This is a genomic window from Pseudomonas bohemica (assembly GCF_002934685.1).
GTDB lineage: Bacteria > Pseudomonadota > Gammaproteobacteria > Pseudomonadales > Pseudomonadaceae > Aquipseudomonas > Aquipseudomonas bohemica.
Window position 1 is genome coordinate 79,615 of record NZ_NKHL01000103.1, and the last position, 19,830, is coordinate 99,444.

The following is a 19,830-nucleotide window of genomic DNA, read 5'->3' on the forward strand; positions in this document are numbered from 1 at the left end:
AATCCTTCTTCTTGCAACTGCCAAATCAAGTCGCTATTTCAACTGCGCCAGCGCCTGGCGGAACAGAGGCGGCACGCCCTGCCCCAGCCGCACGCCGCCGTCATCCTGACGCAGAATGTCCATGCGCGTCAGCCATGCTTCGAATTCCGGCGCCGGGCGCAGACCAAGGGTCTTGCGCGCGTACAGGGCGTCGTGAAAGGACGTGGTCTGGTAGTTGAGCATCACGTCATCGGAGCCGGGAATGCCCATGATGAAGTTGATCCCGGCGACCCCTAGCAGCGTCAGCAGCACGTCCATGTCATCCTGATCGGCTTCGGCGTGGTTGGTGTAGCAGATGTCGCAACCCATGGGCACGCCCAGCAGCTTGCCGCAGAAGTGATCTTCAAGCCCGGCGCGAATGATCTGCTTGCCGTTGTACAGGTATTCCGGGCCGATAAAGCCGACCACGGTGTTGACCAGAAACGGGTTGAAATGCCGGGCCACCGCATAGGCGCGGGCTTCGCAGGTCTGCTGATCGACCCCGTGGTGGGCGTTGGCCGACAGCGCACTGCCCTGCCCGGTTTCGAAATACATGAGGTTGTTGCCCAATGGCCCGCGACTCAGGCTCAGGCCCGCTTCATAGCCTTCGCGCAGGATCTCCAGGCTGATGCCAAAGCTGCTGTTGGCTTGCTCAGTGCCGGTGATGGACTGAAACACCAGGTCGACCGGCAGGCCTTTTTCAATGGCCGCCACCGACGAGGTGACATGGGTCAGCACGCAGGACTGAGTGGGAATTTCGTAATGACGGATCACGCCGTCGAGCATCTTCAGCAGTTCGCTGATGGCGCTGACGCTGTCGGTGGCCGGGTTGATACCGATCATGGCGTCGCCGTTGCCGTACAGCAGGCCGTCCAGCACGCTGGCGGCAATTCCCGCCGGATCATCGGTCGGGTGATTGGGTTGCAGCCGAGTCGACATCCGCCCGCGCAACCCCACGGTATTGCGAAAGCGCGTGACCACGCGGATTTTCTGCGACACCAGCACCAGATCCTGCACGCGCATGATCTTCGATACCGCAGCCGCCATCTCCGGCGTCAGCCCCGCCGCCAACGCCTTGAGGCTGGCCTCGGTGGCCTCGTCGCCCAACAGCCAGTCGCGCAAACCGCCCACGGTCAGGTGACTGACCGGGCTGAAAGCGGCGAGGTCGTGGCTGTCGACGATCAGGCGTGTGACTTCGTCCTCTTCGTAAGGGATCAACGCTTCGCTGAGAAAGCGCTTGAGCGGCACGTCGGCCAAGGCCATCTGCGCCGCGGCACGCTCGGCGTCACTGGTGGCGGCGACTTCGGCCAGGAAATCGCCGGAACGCGCAGGACTGGCCTTGGCCATGAGCTCCCGCAAGCTGTCGAAACGCCAGACCATGCCACCGATGCTGTGGGCGAAGCTCATGGGCAACCTTCCTTCTCTGGAACCAGGTGATTAACCGGCGATTGCAACAACCGGACCGCGACTGCGCACCAGCTTGCAGAACAGTGCGCCCAATGCCATCAGGCAGACAAAGATGCCGCAGATGACCAGGTTGAACCAGACCATCGCCACCAGACAGACCACGGCCAGCACCAGCGCGATGCCCGGCACGATCGGATAACCCGGAGCGCGGAAGCTGCGTTCCAGGGTCGGCTCGCTGCGGCGCAGCTTGAACAGGCTGAGCATGCTGATGATGTACATCACAATAGCGCCAAATACCGACATGGTGATCATCGCCGCCGTCAGCGTCATGCCCTGCAGGTTGACCAGACCGTCACTGAGAATCGCCGCGATGCCGATGACGCCACCGGCGATGATCGCGCGATGCGGGGTCTGGAAGCGTGACAGCTTGGCCAGGCTCGGCGGCAGGAATCCCGCGCGGGCCAGGGCGAAGAACTGACGGGAATAGCCGAGAATGATGCCGTGGAAACTCGCCACCAGACCGAACAGGCCGATCCACACCAGCATGTGCATCCAGTTGGAGTTGTTGCCTACCACCGCTTTCATCGCCTGTGGCAGCGGGTCGTTGATATTCGACAGGGTGCGCCAGTCACCGACGCCACCGGCGAAGATCATCACCCCGATCGCCAGTATCACCAGGGTCAGAATGCCTGCCACGTAAGCGCGAGGAATGGTGCGTTTCGGGTCCTTGGCTTCTTCGGCGGCCATGGCGGCGCCTTCGATGGCGAGGAAGAACCAGATCGCGAAAGGAATCGCGGCGAAGATGCCGCTGATCGCAGGCAGGCTGAAGGTGTCGGAGCCAGCCCAGCCGCCCAGCACGAAGTTGCTGAAGCTGAAGCCCGGCGCGACCACGCCCATGAACACCAGCAGTTCAGCGACGGCCAGCACCGTGACCACCAGTTCGAAGGTCGCGGCGATGCTGACGCCGAGAATGTTCAGGGTCATGAACACAATGTATGCACCGATCGCCGCGACGCGCGGGTCCAGCGAGGGATATTGCACGTTGAGATAGGCGCCGATCGCCATGGCGATGGCCGGCGGCGCAAAGACGAACTCGATCAGCGTCGCGAGGCCAGCGATCATCCCGCCCGTTACCCCGAAAGCGCGCAGGCTGTAGGCGAATGGCCCGCCTGCATTGGGGATAGCGGTGGTCAGTTCTGTGAAGCTGAAGATGAAGCAGGTGTACATCACTGCCACCATCAGCGTCGTGACCAGAAAGCCCAGGGTGCCTGCCGTGCCCCAGCCATAACTCCAGCCGAAATACTCGCCGGAGATCACCAGGCCCACGGCCAGACCCCACAGATGCAGGGTTCCCAATGTTGGTTTGAGTTGTGAAGCAGTCATGTCTGTGCACCCCGGTAGCCAAGCGACGGTATTTGCCTGACGTCGAGCATAGCCACAGCTTCGCGGCCAAGGCTTGACCGCACAGCGCGCAGGTTGTCGTCTGCGGTCAAGTTTTGAAGGTACTTGCCCAAGGTGCGCCAGGCTGGCGCGTCGGTCGAGGGGTGTGCGTTATATCGGGTCATGATTGGGGGGCGTGGCACCTGACTACCCAGATCAGGCTTTGCGCGATGAGTCATCGGGTAGCAATTGCCATCAGCGACGCACTCACCTGTAGGAGCGCGCTTGCCCGCGATGGCAGTCACTCTGGAATAGATGAAGCGTCTGACACGCCGTTATCGCGGGCAGGCGCGCTCCTACAGCGATTGGATAGGAAGTAACAAGGTATGACATTTGCTTGAAATAAATTCATACAGACCGTGAAGGCCACTCACCCCAATGCTTCAGACCCTGATCCCCAGCGCTGCCCCCAACGCCTGCGCCACCAGCAATCGCGGTGTGTTGTCGGCTGCCGCCAACGGTCTGGACGGGTTCATCGTGCAGCACGGCGGCGATCTGGATCGGGTCTTCGGCCGCTCTGGCATCGACCCCGAGCAATTGCTGCATCCCACTCTCAGCCTGCCGCTGACCAATTACTGCAAAGTGCTGGAAGAAGCGGCGCGGCAGACCGGTTGCGACAACTTCGGCCTGCGCTACGGCCAGCAATTTCAGCCCCAGGCCCTGGGTTTGCTGGGCTACATCGGTCTGTGCTCGGCAACGCTGGAAGATGCGCTGATCAACTTCTCCGAAGCCTTTCCCTTCCATCAGCACAGCACGCTGATCGAACTGGTGGATCAGGGCGACTGCTACCGCTTCGACTATCAAGTGCGGCACGGTGCGATCAACGAACGCCGCCAGGACGCCGAGCTGACCATGGGCATGGCGCTGAATCTGGTGCGCCATGTACTCGGCCCGACCTGGGCGCCTCGGCAAGTGGCCTTCGAACACTCACGGCCACAGGACTGGCACGAACACCGCGACGCCTTTCAGGCCGACGTGCGGTTCGCCCAGGGCTGCAATTCCCTGCTGATCCCCAAAAGCGAGCTGATCGACAAGGTCATGCCCGGCAGCGACCCGATTCTGCTGATGCTGATCAAGGACGCGATTCGCCAGTTGGGCGATACCGGCAGCGGCGTCAGCAGTGAAACCGGCCTGCTCGACCGCGCCCGCCAGACCATCCTCGCCACCCTGCACCTGGGCGAACCTGCGCTGGACGAGATCGCGCACGATCTGGGTTTGTCCGACTGGGCCCTGCAACGCAAACTGCGCGACCGCGGCCTGAGCTTCACGCAACTGGTGGACCAGATCCGCCAGGAATCAGCCCTCACCCACCTCAAGCAGCAGCACCTGAGCGTCACCCAACTCGCCTCGATGCTCGGCTACTCGGAAACCAGCGCCTTCTCCCGCGCGTTCAAGCGCTGGTTCGGGGTGAGCCCGAAGCAATGGCGCAGTGCGGCAAACAGCTGATCGGCCATTAGAGCGATGTCGCCTGGACTGACGTCATCGCTCCCCGGTAAACAACCGCCTACAGTCGTTCGCGTTTACCTGCGTTGCAACTCCAAACGCCGCAGACTCCCCATGCTCAGAAACGCCAGCGCGCCCACCAGCGCATGGGCCGCGACCACATAGATGGCGCCCGAGAACGAACCGGTGGATTGCACGATGTAGCCGATCACGATCGGGGTGAAGATGCCTGAGAGGTTACCGAACATATTGAACAGCCCACCCGCCATGCCGGAAATTTCCTTTGGAGAGGTGTCCGAGACCAAGGTCCAGTCCACCGCCACCACGCCCTTGCCGAAGATCGCCAGTGACATCAGGATCGTCACCACCCACATCGACTCGGTGAAGTTGCAGAACACCAGCGTCGCGCCCATGGTCATGCCGCAGACCAGCGGGATCTTGCGCGCCACGGACAGGGAAAAACCCTTGCGAATCAGGTAGTCGCACACCGCACCGCCGCACAGGGCGCCGAGCAGTCCGCAGATGCCCGGAATCGCAGCGATGGCGCCGGCTTCCATGATATTCAGCCCCCGGCCCTTGACCAGGTACACCGGAAACCAGGTCAGGAAAAAATACTGCAGCGAGGTGTCGCAGTATTTGCCCAGATAGATCGACCACATCATCGGACTCTTCAGCAGCACCTTCACGTCCGAGAAGCGCGGCACGAACGCGCCCTTGGCCTTGGGTTTGTCCATATCGATCTGTGCCCCACCTTCGCGCAGGTGCTCAAGTTCGGCGCTGTTGACCATCGGGTGTTCGGTCGGCGCTTTGACCAGCTTGAACCAGATCAGGCTGACGACAATGCCCAGCGAGCCCATGAACCAGTACACATGCTCCCAGCCATAGCGGTGCGCGACGAAGCCCATGGCAGGCGCCAGCAGCACGACCGACATGTACATGGACGAATTGAAAATCACCGTCGCCAAGCCCCGTTCCTGCAACGGAAACCATGCCGCGACAATACGGCTGTTGGCTGGATAGACCGGCGCTTCGATCAACCCCAGCAAGAAGCGCAAGACGAACAAGGTGCCGATGGCCACCGGCACCGAGAAGAAGCCGATCATGCCCTGCCCTACGGTAATAATCGACCAGAGCAAAAGCGACAGGCCATAGACTCGCACCGAGCCGAACTTGTCGAGCAACCAGCCGCCCGGTAACTGCCCCAGCACATAGGCCCAGGCGAACGCAGAGAACATATAGCCCAGGGTCACCGAGTTGATGCCGAGCACTTCGGTCAATGCAGAGCCGGTAATGGATAACGTGGCGCGGTCGCCGACGTTAATGGCGGTGACGATGAACAGCATCGTCAGGATCGAGTAACGCACTTTGCTGCGAACGGCGGTGGCGGCAGCCGGGGCAGCAGCGCTTGCGGCGTTGGAGTGTTCCACATGAAAGCCCTCATTTTGTTTTTATAGATCGGCAAGCAAGAGCGCCCCATGGGGAGACGCTCCCGGTCATGCATAAACGATGTTTCGATGAATCAGGGGCGAGATCCGACTTCGGCGACCTGCGCGGTCCAGGCCTTGACCTGCTCGCTCAGTGACAGGCCGAGGCCCGGGCGGGTTGGCACCAGCATTCGGCCATCGCGGGTCTCCAGGCGCTCGTTGAACAGCGGCTCCAGCCACTCGAAGTGCTCGACCCAAGGCTCGGTCGGGTAAGCGGCGGCCAGGTGCACGTGCAGTTCCATGGCAAAGTGCGGCGCCAGCATCAGCCCTGCCTGCTCAGCCATTGCTGCCACCTTCAGGTAAGGCGTGATCCCGCCGACCCGCGGCGCATCCGGCATCAGGAAATCCGCTCCGCGCAGTTTGATGAACTCGGCGTGCTCGGCGACGCTGGTGAGCATTTCCCCGGTAGCGATCGGCGTGTCGAATTGCTGCGCCAGCGCCGCATGTCCTTCGGCGTCGTAGCAATCCAGCGGCTCCTCGATCCAGATCAGGTTGAACTCCTCAAAGCGCCGACACATGCGCTGGGCGGTCGGCCGGTCCCACTGCTGATTGGCGTCGACCATCAGCGGGAAGTCATCTCCCAGATGCTTGCGCACGGTGGCCACGCGATGCAGGTCGATGGCGCAGTCCGGTTGCCCGACCTTGAGCTTGATCCCGCCGATACCCTTCTCCCGCGACATGTCGGTGTTGTGCAGCAGTTGTTCCAGCGGCGTGTGCAGGAAGCCGCCCGAGGTGTTGTAGCAACGCACCGAATCGCGATGAGCGCCCAGCAGCCGCGCCAGCGAGAGGTTCGCGCGACGGGCCTTCAGATCCCACAGCGCGACGTCGAACGCCCCGATCGCTTGAGTTGACAGGCCGCTGCGTCCCACCGATGCCCCCGCCCAGCAGAGCTTGGTCCATAGTTTGGCGATGTCGCTGGGGTTCTCACCGATCAATGCCGGTGCGATTTCCTTGGCGTGGGCGAACTGGCCCGGTCCACCCGCGCGCTTTGAATAGCTAAAACCCAAGCCGCGATGGCCATCGGCGGTTTCGATCTCGGCCACCAGAATGGCGATTTCGGTCATCGGCTTTTGCCGACCGGTGAGCACCTTGGCGTCGCTGATCGGATTGGCCAACGGCAGGAATACTGAAGACACCTTGACCCAGGCGATCTGATCGTTATCGGAAGACGTGGTGTTTTGTTGTTGTATGAGCATTGGCGAGCGCCCCTGATCTGTCTGCGGAGTCGGACGAAATTGAAACTATGATTGCGCAATCATAAGAATCGATAAAAAAGGTAATCGGCTTCGAAAAGCAGATCACCATGAGCCGGATCTTACACTGATTGCGCAATCATTCAATACCACGCTCATCGGCTTTTGCCACGCCCCGGGGTCAGGCGCTGGCGCGATCGATGAGGGTGAATCCGGTATCGACGCGAACGGGCGCCGCGCTGGAGCTGTATTCCTGGAAGCGGTCAAGCAATGCCTGAGCGACTTGCAGACCGATGCGATTGCCATCGACGCGAACCGTGGAAAGCGCCGGATAGACCTGCGCCGCGCTGCTCAGATCGCCAAAACCCATGACCGCGAGGTCCTGCGGCACGCGCAGCCCGCGACTCGCCGCTTCGGCCAGAACGCCCTGGGCGACCGTGTCCGAACTGCACACCACCACGTCGGTGCAGATCCCACGATCCAGCAAGCCAGCCAGCCCTTCGCGTCCGACTTGCAGGGTCGCGGGCGGCGCGAGCACTTCCATTGGCACCTCGTCGATGCCGTGCTTTTTCAACTCCGCGATCAGGCTGTGGCAACGCCGCAAGCCCCGAGGGTCGCCGATGGCTACCACCGAGAAACGCGTGTAGCCCTTGTGCAGCAAATGCCGCGCGGTTTCTTCGCCGACTTTTTCATGGGAGAAACCCACCAGCATATCGATAGGGTCTTCGCTCAAGTCCCAGGCCTCGACTACCGGAATACCGGCTTGAGCCAGGCGCGTACGGCTGGATTCGGTGTGCAGGGTGCCCGTCAGCACGATGCCGTCGGGGCGGCGTCCGAGCACCGCTTCGAGCAGCTTTTCCTCCTGCTCGGCGTCGTACCCGGTCAGGCCCAATAGCGTCTGGTAACCCGCCTGGGTCAGCCGGTCCATCAAGGCCTGCACCGTATCGGCAAAGATCGAATTGGCGATGGTCGGCAGAAAAATTGCCACCAGCCGACTCTTGTTGCTGGCCAACCCGCCGGCGAGCATGTTTGGCACGTAGCCAGTCTTGCGCACCGCCTCACGCACTTTCTCACGGGTGTCTTCGGTCACCAGATCAGGGCGATGCAACGCCCGCGACACGGTCATGGGCGACACGCCCGCAACTTTGGCAACATCAATCAACGTGAGACTGCCGGCCTTTTTCGGCACAGACGACTCGTGCTGGGCAGGCCTGCCTGGTTTTTTCGGCATGAAGGGTTTCCGGATTCAGCGCTTGGGATGCGGCACGGCCTCAGGTGGACGTGCCGGAGGGGAATTTAACAAAGCTGGGGCGCACAAGCACTGGAATAAACAGTGCGGGAAGATAGATGTTGCGCTGAAAAGGATATTGAACTGCGTGTGTGCCCTGCCCCGCCTCCCGGCATCACGCTACCTCCTGATCATCGCGCACCAAAACACTGGCATCCAGCTCGTCCAGCGAGCAGATTCCCAGCATGCCCATATTCCGGCCGACTTCCTGCGACAGGAGCCGAGCGGCATGGAGTACGCCCTCCTCTCCCCCGACTGCGGCGGCGAAGTTGAAGGGGCGGCCAATGAATACGAAGGCTGCGCCCAGGGCCAGGGCCTTGAGGATGTCACTGCCACGGCGCACCCCACCGTCGAGCATGACCGGGATATCGGGGCAGGCCTCGACGATCGACGGCAACACCCGCAGCGGCGCGATTGAGCCGTCCAACTGGCGGCCGCCGTGGTTGGAGACGATCAAGCCGTCGACGCCCAGGTCCACCGCTCGTCGGGCGTCGTCGCGGTGCAGTATGCCTTTGACCACTAGCTTGCCGGGCCACAGCTGACGAATGAGCTGCAAGTGCGACCAGTCCAGATGGCCACGGTCGGAAAAGTCACGCTTGACTGACGGCGAAATGATCGGTGCGCCACGGTAGGCGTAGTTATTTTCGAAGTGCGGAATGCCGTGCTTGAGCAGCGTGCGCAGAAAGGTCGAGAGCAACCAGCGGGGATGGGAAATGCCATCCCAAGCCAGGCGCAGACCGGGGCGCAGAGGCGTGGAAAAGCCCGCCCGTACATTGTTCTCGCGGTTGGCCGAGACCGGGGTGTCGACCGTGATCACCAGGGTGCGAAAACCGGATGCCACCACCCGTGCGATCAGTGCGCGGATGTTGGCTTCGTCGCCCGGCAGATACGCCTGAAACCAGGCGTCTGGGTTGACCTTGACCACTTCTTCAAGACGGATCAGCGATGACCCACTCATGATCATCGGCAGGTTCATCTGCGCCGCCGCCCGGGCCAGCACGATATCGCCGCGATAGGCTGACAGCGCACTGATGCCCATCGGCGCAAACCCAAAGGGCACCGCGAAGGCATGGCTGAACAACGGTCGAGCGCTGCTGCGCATCGCCACGTTGCACAGCACCCGAGGCACGAACGCATAGCGCTGGAAGGACTGCACATTGGCATGATGCGAGCGGTTATCTTCGACCGCCCCGGCGATGTATTCATAAATCGGACGCGGCAGACGGCGTTTTGCTGCGCGCTGAAAGTCGTCCAGGTTCAGCATTTTGTTCAGTGTGCGCTTGCCCAACGTTGGCTCCTTGAAACGGTCTGGAAATACCCGCTGTTTGCAGGGACTCAGGATTCCTTGCGCCCAATATCCTGCAACCAGTCATTCAGATTGCCCGGCAGCAGCAATTCATGCCGCGCGCGGGAGCTGGCGGTGTAGAGCAGTGAGCAGACGCTGGCCAGCGAATGGAGCGAACCGCTGCGCGGCGGGCGCATCAGGTCGCGGGACAGCAGTACGGTGTCGAACTCCTGGTTTTTCACGTCTTCGACTTTCGCCAGCTTGATGATCGCGCCCGGCTCACCGCAGAAGCGCTGCAAGGTCTGGCTGAAGTCCTGCTCGGTGTTGCCCTGGCCCAGCCATTCATGCACGGCCTTGAACTCGTGACTGCCGCCCATGGCCGACGCCAGTGCATCCCAGTGGGTGTAGCGGAAGATCAGCCGGTGCTGAGGGCGCAAATCCTCGCGGTACAGCAGCACCAGCCCCTTGATGAACAAAGTCAGGCCTTGAGCCGTGGCAGGCGGCAACTGGAAGCCGGCGCCCGCGTCGGTCAAGCGCTTGAACCAGGCGAACAGGCCCCATTCGTTGGCGACCAGAATGGTGGTGGGCCGCTCGGGGATGGGCATGACGCTGTGGCCGATGATACGCGTCGGGTACGGCGCGCGGCCGACGAAGCCTTCCTTGATATCGCTGGGGTGCAGTTGGATCAGGGGGTTCAGCACTTCGGCCATTTGCCGCCCGGCGCGGATGGACTGGGTCATGAAGCGCTGGCGAATATTGCCACCGTGGCGCGGCGCCTTGCCGCTGAGCTGCTGAAATTCGTCGCCCAGGGTAATCACCGCCTGAGGGCTGCGATCGAGGATCTGCACCATGGGCGCGGTCAGTTCGTGGCTCTCGTCGATGATGATGTGGGTGAAATTTTCGAACACCACTTCGCGGGTCAGCGACAGGAACTTGATGCGATGGCTGTTGCGCACCGGCAGGCGAATCTGCGGTGCGGACGGCCGGACGGTTTCGCGCCACAGCAGACGGCTGTACTCCAGCAACATGGCGATATCGGCCTGGCTGGCGGCATAGCCCAGTGACGGCAGATGCCGCGCTTCGAGGGTCGGCAGCGGCGACAGGCAGAAGCTGTAGACTGCGGTGCGGCAGACCCAGGCAACCTGACGCGGCGGCAGGCTGCCGACGTTTTGCAGGTTCAGCCATTCGGCTATTTGCTGATCGGAAACCAGCGAGTCGGCCCCGGTGCGCTGTCTGCCGGTGTTGCGCCATCCGGCGGAAGTCTGGTCGCGGTTGAGCAGCAGGTTGGCCATATGGCCGAAGGTGCAGGCGTGGAGTTTCCGGCTCGGGTCGGTTTGTCTGATGCGCTCTTTCAGCGCGTTGACCTGCTGCGGGTAGGTCGCCATCAGCAGGGTCGTTTCGGTAGGCAGGGTTTCGAAGAACTTGGCCAGCAGAAACGTCTTGCCCACCCCGGCATAGGCTTGCAGATGAAAGGATTCATCCTGACAGCCGCGAAACTCATCGAAGATCCGGCTTTGCTGATCGCTCAGTTGCAGCACGTCGCCGGTGGGCAGGACCACCTCGCGAGTCAGCGGATCGAGCGTCTGCCGGTGGCGTTTGCCAAAGCTGAAATCCCAGTGACCTTCTTCATCCAGATAGTGCCGATCCTCGACTTGGTGGTCTTCCAACAGGCTGATACCGGCGATGTCGAGCCACTGCAAGCTGTCGGCCAGATGCGCGGGATTGAAGCGCGTACGCAACAGATCGGCCAACGTACCACCGGCCTCCTCCATCGACATCGCCGCACGCATCACATCGTCGAGCATGCGCTCGAGTTGTTCGATGGGGGTGTTCTGCTGGACCAATGATTTGAGGTTGAGCAGCAGCATCAGTGCAGCGAGCTGAGGGCGAGTCGCCGCGTGCAGAAAATCGTCCAGCGACTCACCAGCCGCCAGCGCCCTTGCGTCCTCTTCGGTCAATGGCAGAAACAGCGAGGGCGGCGGAGCGAACGGAGCTGAAGAACTCATTGCGGGGAAATCGTCCTGGTACACCCGGGGCGTGGGGTGCTAAAGCGAAAGAGGGTGACAGCTTACTCCTCAAACGATTTTGCCGCAGTCGTTGATGCCGTGGGCCTGCGCAATCGGCGCTTTAGGTTCTGCCTGGAGGGCGTAGGTGCCTCGCTTGCACGCGATCTGCAGGGAATCGGCAGCAGAATCTCGGGACGCGGTGTGTCAGGTACGCCCCGGGTGTCTGAATTTGCTGCCGGTCCCCGGCAGATCGTGGGCAAACCAAGCGCCCACGCCTTCAGCAGAATCAAAAGCGACGCCCGGTCCTACAACCCCTCCACCTTGCGCCGTTCGATCTGTAAATCCCTGGCACTCAACGGTACATACCCCTCCTCGCTGTCGCGCTGTTCACGTACCGCTTTCTGCCCTTCGTCCGACAACGCCAACAGCAGGTATTGCTTGATGAATGGCGGCAGTTTGTGTCCCGGCGCGTTGTCGACGTACAGATGAAGAAAGGCCGACAGCGGATACGCCCCTGCGGCGACGGTCTCGTAATCCGCAGATTTGAACGGCTCGCCCGCCTTGGCAGCCAGCGGCAGCACGCGCACGTTTTTGGCGGTCTTGCTGGCGTCGACCCATCCCGTCAGGCCGATGCCGTAAGGGTCGTTGGCCACGGCCTCGATCACTTCTTCACGGCTGTTCAGCGCTTCGTACTTGGCGCTGAAGGGTTTGCCGCCCAGCTTGTCCATACGCAGGTTGGTCGCGAACCCGCCGTCGTCGCGCAGGCCGTAGACGTGAATCCGCCGTGCTGCTCGCGTGTCGACCCCCAACTGTCCCCAAGTGTTGAGGTCGCCCTCAGGCTGACCGGCGGTGACGATGCGCGCCAGATCCTGCAAGGTCAGGCCCGGCAGCGGGTTGGCCGCGTTGACATAGACCGCCGGTGGCGTTTTGTGCGGCGGGCGGGGGCCGAAACCCGAATACCCAATCCGAATATCCAGTGGCGCATAACCCTTGACCTGCTCGAAGCCATGCATATCGCCCAGCCAGGCCTCGCGGGACAGCGGCGCGATGGCCGTGGCGTTGGCGGTCAGCGCCGGGATGCCCACCGATGAGCCCTTGGCGGTCAAGGCAAAACGAAAGCCTGGATGCTGCTGAGTGAACAGCGCGTTGAGGTTGCTCATCAGGTCGCCCATGCCGTCGTTGCCGATGATCGCGATAGCGCCGTCGCGGGTCAGGTACGGCGCATCGGTGGGCGGCGTCAGGATTTGCGCGTTGACCGACAGACTGGCCGCCAGCAGCGTCAGCGCACCGAGCACGTGATTGATTCGAAAAGTCTTCATTGCGGCGCCACCTCGTCAAGTTTGGCTAGTTCTGTACGCGCGTCTTTGGCGGTCAACGGCAGGTAGCCCTTGGGCTGGCTGGCGATCAGCGTTTGCCCCTGCCGCGACAGCACGAAGCGCAGGTATTCGCGCACCAGCGGGTCGAGGGTCTTGCCCGGTTCGCGACGCACGTAGAAGTACAGGTAACGACCATAGGGATAGCTGCCGTCGGCGACTTGCGCGGGCGTGCCGGTGGTGATCTGGCCAGTTTTTGGATCGAGGATGCCGAGCTGCTTGATCCGCGCGTTTTCCAGGCCGATGGCAGCGATGCCGATACCCGCAGGGTCGGCCGCCAGACGTTCTAGGATCAGCTCCGTCTTGCCGTAGGCTTCGTAGTTCGGCGCCAGTGGCAAGCCGTTCAACTGGTCCTTCTGCATGTAGGTGCCGAACCCGGTGAACTCGGGCGTGCCATAGGGATGTATCGCCCGCTCGGCCCACTCGCCCTTGAGACCCAACTGGCCCCAGCGGGAAAAATCACCCTTGGGATGGCCGATGGTCAGGCTGCGGTTGATCTGCTCGATGCTCAGGGTGTCGATGGGATTGGCGCGATTGACGTAGGCCGCCAGCGACGTCGCCAAATGCTGGGAGGTGTCGTCACTGGCGTAGGCAACGCGGATTTCCAGCGGAGCGCTGCCGACGATCTTGGTGTAGGCGCTGGTTTCCAGCGGATTGATCGCCCGGCCCATGGCGCCGAACATCGTCACGCCGTGGGTCAGCAATGGCACGGCGCTGGTGGTGCCTTTGGACTCGATGCGAAATCGCCAGTCAGGGTGCAGGTCTACCAGCGCGGCATTGAAGCGCTTGACGATAAAGTCCACATGATCGGCCCCTGCAATGCGAAACGCGCCGTCCTTGTCGACGAAACGGGCGTCGGCGAATGGGAGTGCCGGTTGTGGGGTGTAATCCGGGAGTGCCGGGTCGATGGGGGGCGCGGCGAGTGCGGCCGATCCCAGCGACAAGCCGATGATCAGCGCCAATCGGCGAATCGTGAACGTACGAACAGTCATAGCGATTCCTTTTCCAAATGGAGAGTGATGGCGAACATGGGCCAGGTAGGAGCGCGCTCGCCTGCGATGCGAGATGTCTGTAATTTGTTTATGCACCGGACACACCGCATTCGCGGGCAAGCGCGCTCCTAGAAGTGCGAGGCCGTGCCCCGGTCAAAACTCCAGCTTCGCCCGCGCCACCAATTGACGCGGCTCGCCGATGGCTATCGCTGGCGAACCCAGGCCGCTGGACGAGGTGTAGTACTTCTCGTCGAACATGTTTTTCAGGTTCAGCTGCAGGGTCAGGTCGCGCTCGTCGAGCTTCATCTTGTAGGAGACGAACGCATCGGCGACTTTCGAGGACGGCAGGTAGTACTCGGTCCCGGACCCGTCGTTGACACCCCAGCGGCTGGCGAAACGCGCACCGGCGCCGGCGCGCAGGTCGCCCACGCCGACATGCCCGAAATCACGGGTCAGGTACACGGCGCCGGTGTGTTTGGACACGCCGTCCAGCGGCTCGCCTTTGAGAACAGGGTCTTCCAGCACCTTGGTGTCGGTGTAGGCGTAGCTGCCGGTCACGCTCCAGAACTCGTTGATCTGGCCAGTGATATCCGCTTCCAGACCTCGGGAACGCACCTCACCGGAGACTCGCGTGCAGGTCTCGGTGCCACACGGTTCGCTGGTCTGCACGTTCTTCTTGTTGATGTTGAACAGCGCCACGGTCGCGGTAATCGCGTCATTCTGGAATTTGGTGCCGACCTCGTAGGACTTGCCCTCTTCCGGCGGCAGATCGCCAATCGGCGCGGCAATCGAGGTGTTGGGGCGGAACGACTCGGTGTAGCTGCCGTACACCGACCAATCCGGCTGAATCAGGTAAACCAGCCCGACGCGAGGCACCACCTTGCTGTCCTTCACATCGGCGCCGACCACGAAGGGACGCCCCTTGCCGGTCATCTCGTCGAACGCGTCGTAGCGCAGGCCAGCCTGGAAGATCCACTGATCGTTCAGGTGTACCGCGTCCTGCACGAAGAAGGCATGGGTGCGCAGGTGATCGGTCTGGTCGCTGTTCGGCGCACTGACCGAGCTCGGCTGTGGCGTCACGCCGTAAACCGGCGCGTTGTAGTTGAAATCGACCTTGTTGGCACTGCGATACAGGTCGCCCAATTCGCGGTCGTTCTTCATGTAATCGGCGCCGAACAGCACCTCGTGACGCACATCGCCCCAATACACGTCACCCAGCATATTGACCGTGGCGGTGTGGGCGAACTGCACCGCATCGCGGGTGGCATCGCCGCGACGGGTCACCGCGCCGGTGTTGTAGTTGGCCGAAATGAAACGCGACTGGTAGTCGTTGTAGTAGTTGCGGCTATAGGCGTAACCGGTGCGCAGGGTCCAGGTGTCGTTCAGGCGGTGATCCATGCGCAGGTCGAGGGAATCGGAGCGGCCAGTGGTGACGTTGAATGGCTCGTCCAGACGACGATTGCGCGGGATGTCCAGCACTTTGCCGGTCTTGGTGTTGATCTGCGTGCCGCGATCGAACGGCACCGAATATTCCATGTGCTCGTAGGCCACCGAGACCGTGGTGTCATCGCCATACCAGGCCAGCGACGGGGCGATCACCGACTGATCGATGCTGCCGAAATTGCGCCAGTAGTCGTAGTTCTGCTTGTCGGCGATGACGCGGTAGGCCAGGCCGTTGCTGCCGATAGGCCCGGTCAGATCGATCTGCTCGCCGCCTCCACCAAAGCTGCTGCCGAACGCCGAAATGGAATGGGCATCGACCAGTTGCGGCTTCTTGGTGACCACGTTGATCACACCACCCGGATCCTGAACGCCGTAGAGCATTGACGCCGGGCCTTTGAGCACTTCGATGCGTTCGGTGGTGGGCGTGAAGTTGCGCGCCTGCACCGATTGCATGCCGTCGCGCATGATCGAATTGTCGCGGTTGGTGCCGAAGCCGCGCTTCTGGATGGCGTCCTGAGTGCCGCCCAGCGTATTGCCCTGTTTGACCCCACTGACCGCGTTGATCGCCTCGTCCAGACTGTTCGGCTGGCGATCCTCTATCACCCGGTTGGTGACCACGTTCACGGTCTGTGGCACTTCTACCAGAGGCGTCTCGGTGCGGGTGGCGACTGAAGCCTTGCGCGCCTGATAGCTGGTGCGGCTGTGCTCGGTTTCGCTGATCTCGGTCTGCGAATCGGCGTCGATGTTCACGGCGTCCAGCTGCATCTCTTCAGCGCTGGCCAGCGAACTCAGGCCAAGTGAACACAGCAACGCGGTGACCGAACACAGCCCCAGCAGCGCAGCGGGGCGAAGAGCGGGCGAAGCAGACACACGAAAACCGGATTGAGCTGTCATGAACGGATAAACCTGAGCTGTCGAGTAGTGAAGGCGTTCGTTGCGAAACGAATCTGATTCTCACTACACGGATGCCAGCAGGATTTACCTCACATCATTTTGAAAATAATTTCTGCGACAGGGCTCAGCTGATGCGGGACTGCCCAATAATCCGTGATGACCATCAAAGTGCCACCAATCCGCATTTCTGAAACACCCTGTATCATTCGCCGCGCCTCACCCTCCTCCTACGTAGCGAAATCAAGGATTATTCATGCGTATCCGCTCATCGACGCCTCTTGCATTGATCATCGGCGCGGCCATCTGCAGTCCGGCACAGGCCAGCAGTGACGACTCCTGCTACCCCGCCTGGTCGCTGTTGCGCGACTCGCTGGATGTCTGCAACAACCTCGCCTTCCTCAGCCCCGGCAACGACAGCCGGGTGAACCTGCGTCTGTTGCTGGCCGATCGCAAGGCGCTGGAACTCAAGCCCAACGCGTTGACCGAGGATGAGATCGCCGAAGGTTATGGCCCGGTGCCGTTCTCGGTGTCGCGTCTTGATCCCTCGACCATCGAGGATGAGCAAGGCGACAACTCCAGCACCGCGGCGCTGGGCGGGCTACTGGAGAAACTGGGCCTCAAGCGCGACAGCCTCGACACCGCCGGCGAGGCGTTCTTGCAGGGGGAAGGCAGCCGCTGCCGCAGCAACAGCGATGACAGCGCTATGGCGTTCATCCAGCAAGTGGTCGACACGCCGCAGTTGTCCGACGCCGAGCGCCAGTCGCTGGCGCGCGCTCGCATGCAGCTACTGGAAACCTGCACCTGGGATGCTCAGAAACAGGCGGGCGTGCTGCCGACCGACATTCAGTCTGCGGACGGCAAGGCATTGCTCACCTATCTGCAAGCGGCGTCGGACTTCTACAGCGGGCGTTTCGCCGAGGCTCAAACCGCCTTCGCCAGCCTGAGCGACAGTGCCCAGCCGTGGCTCAAGGAAACCGCCCTGTACATGATCGCCCGTACTCGGCTTAACGATGCGCAGAAAGACGCGTTCGACGAGTACGGCACGCTCAAGGACGACCTCGACCGGGCGCCGTTTGCCAAGGTCGCAGAAGCCTTCGACCAGTACCTGGCTGCCTACCCCCAAGGCGCTTACGCCGTCTCGGCCAAGGGGCTGATGCGCCGGGTGCACTGGTTGTCCAGAGACATCGACAAGCTGGCCGAGGATTACAACTGGCAATTGACCGAAGCCGGTGACGAGCAGCGCAACCTGAGCCTGGACGCTCTGATTCAGGAGACCGACAACAAGCTGCTGATGTCCATGGATGAAGCGGCGCCCTCGGCCCTGATGACCGCCACCAGCGACCTGATGCAGATGCGCCCCGACACCCAGCTCAAGCTGACCCGCGATGCGCTGCTGGCACAGAAAACCCTCTTCGCCAGCCAACCGGCGATGTTCGAGTACCTGTTGGCCGCGTTCGACTTCTATCTGGACAAGAACCCGACCGAGGCGCTGAAGCGCCTGCCCAAAGACATCCCGGCCAAACTCGACTATCTCGCGTTCAGCCAGCAGACCCTGCGCGCACTGGCGCTGGAAGCCAGCAATGATCTGCCCGCCGCCCAGAGTCTGTGGCTGAAGCTGCTGCCACTGGCCACTCTGCCCCTGCAACGCGAACAGCTGGAACTGGCGCTGGCGATGAACTACGAACGCAGCGGGCAACTGGCCAAGGTGTTCGCCAGCGATTCACCGATCCACTCGGCACAGGTGCGCCTGATCCTGCTGGACAAAGTGGCCGACGCGCCCTTGCTGCGCCAGCAGATCGCGCAGGGCATCAGCGACAATGAGAAGGCCACCGCGCAGTTCGTGCTGCTTTACAAGGATTTGCTGCACGGCCAGTACGCCGCGTTCGCCGACGATCTAAAGGCACTCCCGGAAAAACCAGGCGAAGACAAACTCGGCACCAGCCTGGGCTATGTCTATGGCGACGGCCAGAGCCTGCAGCTGTTCCGCTGGAGCGGCGGCAAGGCGGAATCGGGTTACGCCTGCCCCGCCATCGGCGAAACCGCGGCGCTGCTCCAGGCCAACGGCAAAGACCCCAAGGGCCTGAATTGCCTGGGCGAATTCATCCTGCGCAACGGCCTCGACAACATGCCGCTGGATCAACGCCCCGCCGTCCCGCAACTGGCCAGCAGCGAGCCGGGATTCAAGGGCGATCTGTTTTCTCGCCTGGACGGCTATCAGACAGTCATCGCCAACGCCGAGGCCGCGCGCGACGACAAGGCCTACGCGCTGTTTCGTGCAATCAACTGCTATGGGCCGTCGGGCTATAACAGTTGCGGCGGCAAGGACGTCGCGCAGTCAGTACGCAAGGGTTGGTTCAAGCAGTTGAAGACCACTTACGGCGCGACCACGTGGGGCAAATCTCTGCAGTACTACTGGTAGGGTGAAACCCGCGTGCCGATCAAGACGCTGATTCGGACCGGGCTGGTCTGGCTGCTGTGCAGTGGATCGGCCTGGGCCGCGGTGGATGCCCGGGATCACGACGCTTTCTGGCTATGGAGCGGCGTGGCGGCGCAACCGGTGCTGGATCAGGCGAAAACGCTGTATGTGCTGCAAGGCCAGATCTTCGCCCCGCGTGGTGATCGGCAACGCGTCGACTTCATCGCCCAGGGCATGAGCGTCACGCACCTGCCGCAGCAGGATTTGTGGATCGTCTACCGCGCCCACACCTTGCGCTGGCCGGAGTCGGTCTACAAGCAGTTGTTGGGGCAGGTGCAACGCTGGCGGCAGGCGGGCAATGCAGTGACCGGTATCCAGATCGATTTCGACGCGCGCACCCGTTATTTGCAGGATTACGTAGCGTTTCTCAAGGACCTGCGTCAGCGCCTGCCTGCGCATTACAAACTGAGCATCACCGGGCTGATGGACTGGAGCAGCAACGCCGATCCGCAAGCGATCGGCCAGTTGAAAGGTGTGGTGGACGAGGTGGTGGTGCAGACCTATCAGGGGCGTCACAGCATTGCGAATTACGCCGCGTACCTGCCACGTCTGAGTCAGTTGGGGCTACCGTTCAAGATCGGGTTGATTCAGGGCGGAGAATGGGACGCGCCTGATTATTTGCAGCGCAGCGCCTGGTTTCTGGGGTATGTGGTGTTTTTGAGGAATGAGAGGTGAGCATGTCAGGGTTCTGCGGTGCCTGGACTTGCGTGGCAGAAGATCAAGACCAGAGCAGGATCAGAATCTGAATCTGAATCTGAATCTGAAGCTTGGCGCTGTACCTGTGGGAGCTGCTGGAGCTGTGCGACAGCCGCGAAGGCGGCGGGTCAGACAGCTCACCTTTCACGCCCCACCGCGTTCGCTGCCGTCGTAACCTCCGACGTCTCCTACAGGTTCTAACTCGGACCGGATTTTGCGCATTTACGTAATCCCTTGTAGTGCGCCTACAGCTTTGTTTGCGCGATATCTCGGGCGACCAAAGCATAGCAGGACCTGAAGCTTGGCGCTGTACTGTGGGAGCTGCTGGAGCTGTGCGACAGCCGCGAAGGCGGTGGATCGGCCACTCACCTTTCACAGACCCACCGCATTCG

At 61.9% G+C, this 19,830-nt stretch carries 13 protein-coding genes; 3 read left to right on the plus strand and 10 right to left on the minus strand.

Annotated features, from left to right (window positions below):
• Window positions 1-33: 33 nt before the first annotated feature.
• A complete protein-coding gene (locus CE491_RS11350; protein ID WP_110948441.1) occupies window positions 34-1,425 on the minus strand; it encodes an ethanolamine ammonia-lyase subunit EutB in 1,392 nt (463 codons plus the stop codon).
• A 30-nt stretch (window positions 1,426-1,455) separates the two neighbouring features.
• Window positions 1,456-2,808 (minus strand): ethanolamine permease, encoded by a 1,353-nt coding sequence (eat, locus tag CE491_RS11355; RefSeq protein WP_110948442.1) that lies wholly within the window; start codon window positions 2,806-2,808, stop codon window positions 1,456-1,458.
• A gap of 435 nt (window positions 2,809-3,243) precedes the next feature.
• Between eat and qhpR the strand changes: the two genes are divergently transcribed.
• Complete coding sequence (gene qhpR, locus CE491_RS11360) at window positions 3,244-4,311, plus strand: AraC-like transcriptional regulator QhpR (RefSeq protein ID WP_110948443.1); 1,068 nt, start codon at window positions 3,244-3,246, stop codon at window positions 4,309-4,311.
• Between the two features lie 74 nt (window positions 4,312-4,385).
• On the opposite strand, the gene CE491_RS11365 is transcribed toward qhpR, so the two are convergent.
• From CE491_RS11365 to CE491_RS11400, 8 genes are all read right to left on the minus strand, one after another.
• Window positions 4,386-5,651 carry an MFS transporter gene (locus CE491_RS11365; RefSeq protein WP_110948461.1) on the minus strand — a complete coding sequence of 422 codons (1,266 nt, stop codon included), beginning with the start codon at window positions 5,649-5,651 and terminating at the stop codon, window positions 4,386-4,388.
• A 176-nt stretch (window positions 5,652-5,827) separates the two neighbouring features.
• Complete coding sequence (locus CE491_RS11370) at window positions 5,828-6,988, minus strand: L-talarate/galactarate dehydratase (protein WP_110948444.1); 1,161 nt, start codon at window positions 6,986-6,988, stop codon at window positions 5,828-5,830.
• 178 nt (window positions 6,989-7,166) lie between these two features.
• Window positions 7,167-8,216 (minus strand): LacI family DNA-binding transcriptional regulator, encoded by a 1,050-nt coding sequence (locus CE491_RS11375; protein WP_110948445.1) that lies wholly within the window; start codon window positions 8,214-8,216, stop codon window positions 7,167-7,169.
• 172 nt (window positions 8,217-8,388) lie between these two features.
• Window positions 8,389-9,561 carry an alpha-hydroxy acid oxidase gene (locus tag CE491_RS11380; protein WP_234407576.1) on the minus strand — a complete coding sequence of 391 codons (1,173 nt, stop codon included), beginning with the start codon at window positions 9,559-9,561 and terminating at the stop codon, window positions 8,389-8,391.
• A gap of 47 nt (window positions 9,562-9,608) precedes the next feature.
• Window positions 9,609-11,564, minus strand: coding sequence for a hypothetical protein (locus CE491_RS11385; protein WP_110948446.1), 1,956 nt, complete (start codon window positions 11,562-11,564; stop codon window positions 9,609-9,611).
• A 305-nt stretch (window positions 11,565-11,869) separates the two neighbouring features.
• On the minus strand, window positions 11,870-12,883 hold the full coding sequence (locus tag CE491_RS11390) for a PstS family phosphate ABC transporter substrate-binding protein (protein WP_110948447.1): 1,014 nt from the start codon (window positions 12,881-12,883) through the stop codon (window positions 11,870-11,872).
• Window positions 12,880-13,929, minus strand: coding sequence for a PstS family phosphate ABC transporter substrate-binding protein (locus tag CE491_RS11395; RefSeq protein WP_324880655.1), 1,050 nt, complete (start codon window positions 13,927-13,929; stop codon window positions 12,880-12,882). Before CE491_RS11395 ends, CE491_RS11390 begins: the two co-directional genes overlap by 4 nt.
• A 153-nt stretch (window positions 13,930-14,082) precedes the next feature.
• Window positions 14,083-16,209: a TonB-dependent siderophore receptor gene (locus CE491_RS11400; RefSeq protein WP_110948463.1), complete on the minus strand. Its 2,127-nt coding sequence runs from the start codon at window positions 16,207-16,209 to the stop codon at window positions 14,083-14,085.
• A 310-nt stretch (window positions 16,210-16,519) separates the two neighbouring features.
• On the opposite strand from CE491_RS11400, the gene CE491_RS11405 reads away from it, so the two are divergent.
• Together CE491_RS11405 and CE491_RS11410 are read left to right on the plus strand one after the other, a co-directional pair.
• Window positions 16,520-18,685: an outer membrane assembly lipoprotein YfiO gene (locus CE491_RS11405; protein ID WP_110948448.1), complete on the plus strand. Its 2,166-nt coding sequence runs from the start codon at window positions 16,520-16,522 to the stop codon at window positions 18,683-18,685.
• A gap of 18 nt (window positions 18,686-18,703) precedes the next feature.
• Entirely contained in the window at window positions 18,704-19,417 is a 714-nt protein-coding gene (locus CE491_RS11410) for a DUF3142 domain-containing protein (RefSeq protein WP_234407578.1), read from the plus strand.
• The last annotated feature ends 413 nt before the right edge of the window (window positions 19,418-19,830 follow it).

Bases quoted from the DNA above. Each gene is read 5' to 3' on its own strand.
- CE491_RS11350 (WP_110948441.1), bottom strand. From the start codon at position 1,425: ATGAGCTTCGCCCACAGCATCGGTGGCATGGTCTGGCGTTTCGACAGC.
- eat (WP_110948442.1), bottom strand. From the start codon at position 2,808: ATGACTGCTTCACAACTCAAACCAACATTGGGAACCCTGCATCTGTGG.
- qhpR (WP_110948443.1), top strand. From the start codon at position 3,244: ATGCTTCAGACCCTGATCCCCAGCGCTGCCCCCAACGCCTGCGCCACC.
- CE491_RS11365 (WP_110948461.1), bottom strand. From the start codon at position 5,651: ATGCTGTTCATCGTCACCGCCATTAACGTCGGCGACCGCGCCACGTTA.
- CE491_RS11370 (WP_110948444.1), bottom strand. From the start codon at position 6,988: ATGCTCATACAACAACAAAACACCACGTCTTCCGATAACGATCAGATC.
- CE491_RS11375 (WP_110948445.1), bottom strand. From the start codon at position 8,216: ATGCCGAAAAAACCAGGCAGGCCTGCCCAGCACGAGTCGTCTGTGCCG.
- CE491_RS11385 (WP_110948446.1), bottom strand. From the start codon at position 11,564: ATGAGTTCTTCAGCTCCGTTCGCTCCGCCGCCCTCGCTGTTTCTGCCA.
- CE491_RS11390 (WP_110948447.1), bottom strand. From the start codon at position 12,883: ATGAAGACTTTTCGAATCAATCACGTGCTCGGTGCGCTGACGCTGCTG.
- CE491_RS11395 (WP_324880655.1), bottom strand. From the start codon at position 13,929: ATGACTGTTCGTACGTTCACGATTCGCCGATTGGCGCTGATCATCGGC.
- CE491_RS11405 (WP_110948448.1), top strand. From the start codon at position 16,520: ATGCGTATCCGCTCATCGACGCCTCTTGCATTGATCATCGGCGCGGCC.